Source organism: Kribbella turkmenica, from assembly GCF_004348725.1.
Classification (GTDB): Bacteria; Actinomycetota; Actinomycetes; order Propionibacteriales; family Kribbellaceae; genus Kribbella; species Kribbella turkmenica.
This window is the reverse complement of sequence record NZ_SMKR01000024.1, coordinates 45899-55204: the sequence shown is the minus strand read 5'-3', so window position 1 is coordinate 55204 and position 9306 is coordinate 45899. Positions and strand designations below refer to the sequence as shown.

Annotated in this window: 10 protein-coding genes and 1 tRNA gene; 5 read left to right on the top strand and 6 right to left on the bottom strand. The window is 69.0% G+C overall.

Annotation, left to right across the window (positions count from 1 at the left end):
- Positions 1–37: 37 nt before the first annotated feature.
- Positions 38–634 (bottom strand): TetR/AcrR family transcriptional regulator, encoded by a 597-nt coding sequence (locus E1218_RS08120; protein ID WP_132317880.1) that lies wholly within the window; start codon positions 632–634, stop codon positions 38–40.
- Positions 635–809: 175 nt separating this feature from the next.
- Between E1218_RS08120 and E1218_RS08115 the strand changes: the two genes are divergently transcribed.
- Complete coding sequence (locus tag E1218_RS08115; protein WP_132317878.1) at positions 810–1907, top strand: amidohydrolase family protein; 1098 nt, start codon at positions 810–812, stop codon at positions 1905–1907.
- 118 nt (positions 1908–2025) lie between these two features.
- Positions 2026–2580 carry a hypothetical protein gene (locus E1218_RS08110; protein ID WP_165949174.1) on the top strand — a complete coding sequence of 185 codons (555 nt, stop codon included), beginning with the start codon at positions 2026–2028 and terminating at the stop codon, positions 2578–2580.
- Here E1218_RS08110 and E1218_RS08105 read toward each other — a convergent pair.
- The 3 genes from E1218_RS08105 to E1218_RS08095 all read right to left on the bottom strand — a co-directional run bounded on the left by E1218_RS08105 (position 2571) and on the right by E1218_RS08095 (position 4288).
- Positions 2571–2909 carry a GroES family chaperonin gene (locus E1218_RS08105; RefSeq protein WP_185759412.1) on the bottom strand — a complete coding sequence of 113 codons (339 nt, stop codon included), beginning with the start codon at positions 2907–2909 and terminating at the stop codon, positions 2571–2573. The genes E1218_RS08110 and E1218_RS08105 overlap by 10 nt on opposite strands.
- On the bottom strand, positions 2906–3169 hold the full coding sequence (locus tag E1218_RS08100; RefSeq protein ID WP_202865837.1) for a DUF3618 domain-containing protein: 264 nt from the start codon (positions 3167–3169) through the stop codon (positions 2906–2908). Before E1218_RS08100 ends, E1218_RS08105 begins: the two co-directional genes overlap by 4 nt.
- A gap of 75 nt (positions 3170–3244) precedes the next feature.
- Entirely contained in the window at positions 3245–4288 is a 1044-nt protein-coding gene (locus E1218_RS08095; protein ID WP_132317872.1) for a glucose 1-dehydrogenase, read from the bottom strand.
- Between the two features lie 105 nt (positions 4289–4393).
- Here E1218_RS08095 and bcp point away from each other — a divergent pair, with 105 nt between their 5' ends.
- From bcp to E1218_RS08080, 3 genes are all read left to right on the top strand, one after another.
- Positions 4394–4861 (top strand): thioredoxin-dependent thiol peroxidase, encoded by a 468-nt coding sequence (gene bcp, locus E1218_RS08090; RefSeq protein ID WP_132317870.1) that lies wholly within the window; start codon positions 4394–4396, stop codon positions 4859–4861.
- A gap of 347 nt (positions 4862–5208) precedes the next feature.
- Entirely contained in the window at positions 5209–6843 is a 1635-nt protein-coding gene (locus E1218_RS08085) for a substrate-binding domain-containing protein (protein ID WP_233712086.1), read from the top strand.
- Positions 6844–6894: 51 nt separating this feature from the next.
- Positions 6895–6975: transfer RNA gene (locus E1218_RS08080), tRNA-Leu, on the top strand.
- Here the strand turns inward: E1218_RS08080 and E1218_RS08075 are convergent.
- Entirely contained in the window at positions 6957–7805 is an 849-nt protein-coding gene (locus E1218_RS08075) for an SAM hydroxide adenosyltransferase (protein WP_165949173.1), read from the bottom strand. The genes E1218_RS08080 and E1218_RS08075 overlap by 19 nt on opposite strands.
- A gap of 212 nt (positions 7806–8017) precedes the next feature.
- Complete coding sequence (locus E1218_RS08070) at positions 8018–9190, bottom strand: Gfo/Idh/MocA family protein (protein WP_132317864.1); 1173 nt, start codon at positions 9188–9190, stop codon at positions 8018–8020.
- Positions 9191–9306: the final 116 nt, after the last annotated feature.

The window sequence follows — 9306 nt, the reverse complement described above, 5'->3', positions numbered from 1 at the left end:
CTGTGTATAAGAGACAGCTCCAGATCTGGACGAAGGGTCAGATGCGAGCCGCCCGGAGGAGCGCCTCGAAGGCGGTGCGCGCTCGATCCTCGGCTTTGGGGTCGGCCAGCAGCCGGCTGGCGTGGTGGTACGACAGGAGAACGCCCCTGATGTCGAAGGCGTACTGCTCGGGGTCGGCGTCCGGCCGGAAATGCCCCTCGCTGATACCGGTCCGGAAGATGTTGGCGAGCAGGTCGCCGTAGTCGCGTTCAGCGCTCACCACGCGGTCGCGGACCCGACCCGGCGGGGCGTCGTCGAGCTCGGCGGAGACACTGGCGAAGAAGCACCCACCGGGAAGCGCCAGGTCGCCGTTGTCCCAGCGGAGCTTGCGGTCGAAGAGCTCCCGCAGCCGCGGCTCGCCACGCGGCGCCTGGAGCGCCGGTCGCACGACCCGTTCGGCGAACAGCTCGGCGGCCCGCTCGACCACCGCGACCTGCAACTGCTCCTTGGACCGGAAGTGGGCGAACAGGCCGCTCTTCGACAGCTGCATCCGATCGGCCAGCAGCCCGATGGTCAGCCCGTTCAAGCCGGCTGTGCTCACGACTCGCGCAGCCTCGTCGAGCACCGCGGCCCGCGTCTCTTCACCCTTACCCACCCTCCAATAAAAGCACGACCGTTCGCCTTTTGGCAACGGATTTCGCGCGCTCCCGCCGGCAAGGAGTGGAAAGCTGTAACCAGGACCGGGTGAAGGGGTGGGAGATGTACGACGTCGCACCGGCCGGCCTCGGCGCCGGCACGCGTGGCCGCAGCAGCCATTCGGGGGGCTAGCGATGGACCTTCAGAACCTGCGGCTGGTTGACCACCACGTGCACGGCGCGATGAAGGAACCACTCGACCGGGCCGGCTTCGAGAAGCTGATCACCGAGTCCGACCGCCCGGTCCCGCCGTGGATGTCGACGTTCGACTCGCAGCTGGGGTTTGCGGTCCGTAAGTACTGCGCTCCGCTGCTGGGCCTGGAGCCGCACGCTTCGCCCGACGACTACCTGGCCGCGCGTTCTCGGCAGGACGCGAATCGGATCTTCCTCGGTGCGGCCGGGGTGAGCGACTACCTGGTCGACACCGGGCATCTGGCCGATTCCCTGACCGACGTCGGCGAGTTGGCGAAGCTGAGCGGCTGCCGCACGCACGAGGTGGTGCGCTTGGAGGCCGAGCTCGAGTACGTGGCCACGCAGGAGTCCACCGCGGCCGCCGTACCTGACGCGCTGGTACGGCGACTGGAGGAGCGGACAGCTGGGGCGGTCGGACTCAAGAGCATCGTGGCGTACCGGTACGGGTTCGACTTCGACCCGGCTGAGCCGAGTCCGGCCGACGTACTGAGTGCTCTGGATCGGTGGTACGCGACCGGCGCGAAGCGGGTCGCTGACCCCGTGCTCTTGCGCTGGTTGCTGTGGACCGGTGCGCGGCGCGGCCTGCCGTTGCAGTTGCACGCTGGCCTCGGCGACACCGACCTTCAGCTGCACAAGGTCAATCCAGCGCTGCTGACCGAGTGGTTGCGTCTGGTCGAACCACTCGGCACCCAAGTGGTGTTGCTGCACTGCTACCCCTACCACCGTGAGGCCGGCTATCTCGCCCACGTGTTCCCGCACGTCCACCTGGACCTCGGGCTCACCACCATGTACGTCGGCGCGCGGGCGGCCGCCGTACTCGCGGAGGGACTGGAGCTGGCGCCGTTCGCCAAACTGCTCTACTCCTCCGACGCGTGGGGACCGGCCGAGCTGCACTACCTCGGCGCCACCGTGTGGCGGCGAGCGGTGACCTCGGTGCTCGGCAGCTTCGTGGACCAGGGTGACTGGTCACCCGACGACGCCGCCCGCGGGGCAACGATGTGGGGCCGAGACAACGCCGTACGCCTCTACCGGCTGAGCTGATCCGCATGAGCGGACGGTAGTCACCCGTTGACTACCGCGCTCCGGAGAACAACAGTTCTGGTAGGGGGCGCTCATGGCCGATGACAAGCCGGCGAGTTGGTGGACGACCATGCCAGGGATGCTGACTGCGCTGGCCGCCCTGATCACCGCGGGCACGGGCCTCTTGCTGGGCCTGAACCAGGTCGGCGTGCTGGGTGAGTCGGCGACAGACTTGCCTGCGACAACAACCCCGCAACAGTCTTCGTCCCCGGTGCCGCCTGGGCCGAGTTCCGGGCCTGGGTCGTCCATCGCACCCGGCGGCCAGTTGAAGGTGGCACTTCCGTACGGGCAGCCGATCCGCGTCGGCGAGGTCGCCTACGAACTGGTGAGCGCCACGACCAGGCCGGACGCGGACGGCAAGCTGGCGCTCAGCCTGTCCGTCCGCATGATCAGCTACAGCCGGTACGACGCCAACTTCTGGGACGCCAACTTCCGCGTGATCGTCGGGCGGGACACCTATCCAGCCTCCGGCGGGCTCAACGAACTCGTCAGCGGCGACTCCACGAAGGTCGGCGAGGTCCTGTTCGTCATCCCCGACACCACCCGGACGGCGGTGCTGAGAATCAAGTTCAACGAGGGCGATCGCGAGGTCCCGTTCCAGCTCAGGCCCCCTAGCCGCGCCCGTCAGAGATAGAGGCCGGTCTGGCCGTCCTCGAGGCGGCCGGCCGCCACCGCGTGCAGGTCGCGCTCGCGGAGCAGGATGTAGTCGTCGCCGCGGACCTCGACCTCGGCCCGATCCTCCGGGTCGAACAGCACCCGGTCGTCCACCTCGACCGTACGGACGTTGGCGCCGATCGCGACCACCTTCGCCCAGGCGAGCCGGCGGCCCATCTGCGCGGTCGCCGGGATCAGGATGCCCGCCGAGGACTTCCGCTCGCCCTCCTGCTCGAGCGAGACCAGGACCCGGTCGTGCAGCATCCGGATCGGCAGTTTGTCGTCGGAGAGCCGCTTGCGAGGAGTCACCGGCGACCCACCAGCCGGCGGATCAGCAGCAGGACGGCGAGGACGCCGACCGCGGCACCGCCGACCGCGACGATCTTCTGGGTGCGCAACTGGCCGCGCTCGTCGAAGACCTGCGCCTTCGCCTGCTCGACCTGCCGCTTGGCCACGTTCTTCGGGTGCGCCCGGTCGACCAGCTCGTCCACGGTCGAGGCCAGTCGCACGCGGGTGGCCTCGATGTCCGCCTCGATCTGCTCGGCGGTCCGAGCCTTCGTGTCCGACACCTGTCGACACTCCCTTCGTTCCTCGGGGCTGCCCCGGGATGGCCGGGCCTGCAATGCTGGCTCCATCCTTGCAGGTCACGCCCGCAGGTCGACGACCACCTTGATGTCGTCCGGTTCCCGGACCACCGCGGACGGCCAGTCGGACAGTGGCACCGTCCGCGTGATCAAGCGCTCCAGCCACGCCCTGTCGGTCGCGGTGAGGATGTCGACCGCGTCCGCGTAGTGCCGTTTGGCCGCGTTCACCGACCCCACCAGAGCAGCGTTGCGCACGACCAGCTGACGGTTGAGTGCGTCCAGCTGTACGTCGAGAGTCGCCGGACCGGGCGAGATGCCGGTCAGGCACATGACTCCGGCAGGCGCGAGCAGCTTGGCGCAGTCGAACACCACCTGACCGGCGCCGGTGGCCTCGATCACGACGTCCGGTGCGACAGTCAGGTCCGCCAGGTCGGTGAGATAGCTCCCGCCGAGTGAACGCACCAGCTCGGGCTTCGGCCCGTCCTCGGCCCGGTCCAGGACGTGTACGGCGTACCCGCGCCGGGTGGCGATCAGAGCGGCCAGCAGACCGATCGGACCGGCGCCGGTGACGAGCACGTGCTCCGGCCCGAACCACGACCGGGACGCGACCCGGTCGACCTGCTCCCATGCCTTGGCCAGGATGCTGGCCGGCTCCACGAGGACGCCGAGGCGCCCGAGCTGCTTTGGGACCGGCGCGGCGAAGTACGGATCCACGCGCCACCGCTCGGCGCCGTACCCGTCCATCTCCTTGATGCCGCGCTCGGTGTACCGCCCGTTGCGGCAGAAGTCCCACTCGCCGCGCGCACACGCCGGACAGGGCTCGGGGTCGGGCCGGCGGACCACGCCGGCCACCAGGTCGCCCTCGGTGAAGCCTGAGCCCTCCGGCGCCTCCAGGACGCGACCGAGCGACTCGTGGCCGATGACGAGGTGGTCGGACCCCGGTCTGCCGGTGCCGAACGCGCCGGTCACCAGCTCCACGTCGGTCCCGCAGATCCCGGTCAGCAGCCCCTCGACCAGGATCGAGCCGTCGGTCAGCGGCGGCTCCTCGACCTCTCCTACCGCGGCAGAATCAGCTTTCCCCGTCGTCACCGTCATCGCCCGCATGAGTCCACTCCACCCTGCGACACCCGCGCACGCAACTCGCCGCGCTCGGCCGGAGCGGCCACCCGTACCATTGCGGTCAGTCGATCGATCGTGGAAGGGCCCCTGATGAGCGAACGTCTGACCGTCGGTGACACCGCACCGGATTTCACCCTTTCCGATGCCGACGGCAACAAGGTGGCACTGCAGGACCTGCGCGGGAAGAACGTGATCGTCTACTTCTACCCGGCCGCGATGACCCCGGGCTGCACCAAGCAGGCCTGCGACTTCCGCGACTCGCTCGACTCCCTGCAGGCCGCCGGGTACACCGTTCTCGGCATCTCCCCGGACAGGCCGGAGAAGCTGGCCAAGTTCCGCGAGCGCGACGCGGTCACGTTCCCGCTGCTCAGCGACCCGGACAAGCAGGTGCTGACCGCGTACGGCGCCTTCGGCGAGAAGACGATGTACGGCAAGAAGGTCGCCGGGGTCATACGGTCCACGTTCGTCGTCGACCCGGACGGGAAGATCGCGGTCGCGCAGTACAACGTCAAGGCGACCGGCCACGTGGCCAAGCTGCGGCGCGACCTGGGCCTCTGAGCCACGGTGACTGACCTACCGGTCCGGGTCCCGCGGTGGAGGAAAACCTTCGACCGTTTCACGCGGGTGGTCCATGGAACGGTCGTTTGAGTGGAGGATCTAATGTGATTTGGATCACACGACAATCTCACCGCATCGCAGCCGGAGGACTACGCTCCGTGAGTTTTTGAGCGTTCCTACGAAAGAGCGGTACTCCCAGGCCGGTCGGCGTTCGGTTGCGGTCATCGACCGGGTGGGTGCGGAACCACGGTGACCTTGGCCCTGACCAGCCGAAACCGGGTAATCTGCGCGCGCAGTCAGCCTCTGGGAGGGAGGGACCTGCCGCGATGGGAAAACATTCCTCTGCGGTGACGCGAAGTAACAACAACCGCCGTTCGGTGTACATCACCGCGGTCGGGCTTCTGGTGATCTCGCTGGGCGCCGTGTTCGTGGTCCGGTCCTTCGGGTCCGAGGCGGGCGCCGACGGCTTCCTCAGCGGAGCCGGCCAGTCGTGCGACGACCCCACGCAGGTGTCGTTGAGCGCCACGCCCGAGATGCAGCCCTCGCTGGAGTCGGCGGCGAAGTCGCTGGCCACCAAGGGCGGCGACGACGGTACTCCGTGTCTGCAGTTCACCATCACCGCGGCTCCCTCGGCGAAGGTCGCCCAGGAACTCGCCAACAGCACCGACAACCGTCCCGACCTGTGGATCCCGGACTCCTCGCTCTGGGTGGCCCAGGCCGACGACGGCGAGAGCGTCCCGGCGGTCGCCGTGCCGTCCATCGCCTCGTCGCCGCTGGTGCTGGTCGGGCGGAACACCAACTTCGCGGACACCTCGTCCTGGCTGCGCGCGTTCGGAGCCGCCGAGCCCGCGCTGCTCGATCCGCTGAACACGTCGCCGGGCGCGCTCGCGCTGCTCGCCGTCCAGTCGGAGCGGCAGCGGACGTCGGCGTCCGAGACTCAGGTCGCCACCGTGGTCGTGCCGCTGGCCCAGCGGCTCGGCTCGATGGCCAAGCCGTACACCGACCCGGTAGCGTTGTTCGGCCGGGCAGACCAGGACGGCAGCCGGGTCGTCGTACCGGCGTCGGAGCAGAGCTTCGTGAAGTACCAGGAGGACCACCCGGACGCCCAGCTGAAAGCGGTCGTGCCGGCCACCGGCACGCTCACGCTGGACTACCCGGTCGTGGTCACCGCCAAGTCGGACGTCGAGCAGGCCACCGACGCCGCCAAGTCGCTCGCGGCCGAACTGCTCACCGACGGCGCCGCCCAGGCACGGGACGAGGCCGGCTTCCGGGACGCGTTGTTCAGCCCGCTCAGCGGTGGCCGCGGCGTCGGTGACCTGACGCAGCTGCCCAAGCCGAACGGCGAGACGATCGACAAGACGCTGCTGAACTGGACCCGGCTGTCGCTGTCCACGCACTCCCTGGCAGTGATCGACATCTCCGGCTCGATGGCCGAGGTGGTCGGCAAGAAGACCCGCATGCAGTTGACCATCGAGGCGGCCGCGGGCGGTCTGTCACTCTTCCCGAACAGCGCCTCGCTCGGGCTGTGGACGTTCTCGACCAAGATCGGCGAGCTCGGGGCGGACTACAAGGAGCTCGTCCCGATCGCGCCGCTGTCCGACCGGCAGCGCACGAAGATCCTGGACAACCTGAAGGTCCAGCGCCCGATCCCGAACGGCAGCACCGGCCTGTACGACACCGCGATCGCCGCGGTCCGCGCGGTCCGGCAGCAGTACGACTCCAAGGCGGTCAACTCGATCCTGCTGTTCACCGACGGCAAGAACGACGACCCGGGCAGCCCGACGCTGGAGGAAACCGTCCGGACCCTCGAGGGCCTGAAGGACCCGGCCCGCCCGGTCCGGATCATCGCCCTCGGCATGGGCCCGGAGGCGAACGCCGACGAGCTCCGCGCGCTCGCCAAGGCGACCGGCGGCCAGAGCTACGTCGCCCGCAACCCGTCCGACCTCCGCCAGGTCTTCGTCGACGCCCTGCAGAGCCGCTGACCCCTGGTCGCCTCCCCTAGGATGTCCTCCCAAGGGGAGGCGACTTCCCCAGCCAGAGTGGTGGAACGGCAGACACGCCGGCTTTAGGTGCCGGTGCCCCCGGGCGTGCGGGTTCAAATCCCGCCTCTGGCACCTCTCGCGCCGGGCAGCGGCGCGTCTCCCGGGTGCAGGCCGAAGTGGGCTGCGGCTGATCCTCCGCGGATGACCAGTTCGAGGTAGTTGGTGCCGGAGGAGCCTGGGATCAGGCCGGGGGCGTTGCGCGGGACGGCTGTCAGGTGGGGGTAGCAGCGGACGTTCGTGACGGCGGTTTCGCCGGCCGGGGTGCGGTGGGTGACGGGGAGTTCGGCACCCAGGGCGAAGCCGGCTGAGTCCGGGGAGCAGTTGAGTTTGCAGTTGCCGAAGTTGTCGACGACGCTAACGGTCGGCGGCTCGTCGGGAGTCAGGGGTACGACGGTCGGCGTCGACGGGACCGGGCGGTCGTCGGCGATCCACCTGGCGAGCAGCGGCAGGTACCAGAGGCTGCGGAACTGGGTGTCCGCGATCCTGTCCACCTCGGCCGGCGTCAGGTTCGACCAGGACGCCGACGCGAGGACCTCGCGGATGTCGGTGACGAACACCTTCTGGACGTCGAGCTCACGCCGTACCAGGTGAAGCGCGCGCGGATTGAAAGTGCTCGCGACGAGGTGCTGCCCGAACCAGAAGTAGCAGAACGGTACGCCGTTCGGCCACACGCCGTCGCGGGGCGCGATGTTCAGCAGGGTGATGGTCGGATGACCGTCCTCGCCCAGGGACTCCGTGGATCTCAGACAGTCGAGCAAGGTGAGGGCGGCGAAGGCCTCGGGGTCGGAGCCGTCGACCGCCACGATGGCCGGCGACTGGCCGAACAGCGCGCCGACGCGGGTGCTCAGCCGGGCTTGGGCGTTCCCGTCGGAACAGTCGGTGAGGTAGGTGATCGGGTACATGCGTGCTCCTGGAGATGTTCGCAGCTGGGACGAAAAAGAGAGGCCCCCGACGTCGGGGACCTCTCTGGCTGCAAGCGTCAGTGCACGCGCCGCTAGAGTCCTCCGCATCGAGGGCTCAGCATTCGCATGGCGGCGTACGTGGTCACGACACGGATGGTACCAGCGCACGTCTCACCATTCTCTGCGTGCTGCAGGGAATGGGAGACGTCCCCCTAGCGGCTCTGACCGTTGTCGAAGTAGGTGACCAGCGCCGGGTCCAGGGGCGGGATGTCGATCGGGGTGCCGTTGTCGCGGAGGGACGTGGTCGCGGCGTACCCGGCGGCGACCGCGGCGCGGGCCGCGACGGGTGAGGTGAGCGTCGCGCCGCCCTCACGGACGAACCGGATGTACTCGCCGACCAGCCGGGGGTCCGCGCCGGCGTGACCGCCCTCGGCGTCCGGGATGTCGACCACGAGGTCGGCGTCCTCGCGGTACTCGGACCGCCTGCTGTTCCACACCTTCACGACGCCGCCCGGGCTGTCGCCGAAGTTCTCCATCCGCCCCGCCGTGCCGATCACGGTGTAGTTGCGCCAGTAGTCGGGCGTGTAGTGGCACTGCTGGTAGGTGAGGAAAACTCCGTTGTCCAGCAGGAGGTTCGCCATCGAGATGTCCTCGACGTCCATCACCGGCGCCAGGCCCTTCTGCGACAACGGCGGCCAGTGGTCCGACGAGACGAAGTCGCCGAAGCGCTGGTCCGACCGGTCGAGCCGGTCCTCGATGCCGCCGTACAGGGTGAGTCCGCCCATCGCGTTGACACGGGTGGTGTAGCCGTCGGCCAGCCAGTGCATCACATCGATGTCGTGGGCACCTTTCTGCAGCAGCAGCCCGGTGGTCCGGCGACGGTCGGCGTGCCAGTCCTTGAAGTAGTAGTCGCCGCCGTGGCCGACGAAGTGCCGGCACCAGATCGCCTTCACCTCGCCGATCGCACCGGACTGGACGAGCTCCCGCATCGTCAGGACGACAGGCATGTGCCGCATGTTGTGGCCGACGTACAGCCGGGCTCCGCTCTCGTACGCCGCCTGCAGCACGCGGTCGCACCCGGACGTCGTGATCGCCAGCGGCTTCTCCACGAAGACCGACACCCCGGCCCGGAGGAAGTCGATCGCCGGGTCCTCGTGCAGGTCGTCCGGCGTGGTCAGGAAGACCCCGTCGAGCTTCTGGTCGAGCAGCTCGGTGTGGTCGGAGTGGGTGGTGGCGTCCGGGTACTGCGCCTGCGCAGCGTCCCGCTGGGCGGCGGCCGGGTCGGCGAGGGCGACGACCTCCGAACCCTCGCCGGGCCGGTGGGCGTACTGCGCGATGCGGCTCCGGGCACCGAGACCCACCACGCCGAACCGAAGATCAGTCATCACCAAGCAACTCCTGCACATAGTTGATTGCAGCAGCCTAGCTCCGCGCACTTCCGTCCTTCAATCACCGGTCCTCCAGCTGGAATTGCCCCAGACGTCATCCAGGAAACACCGCG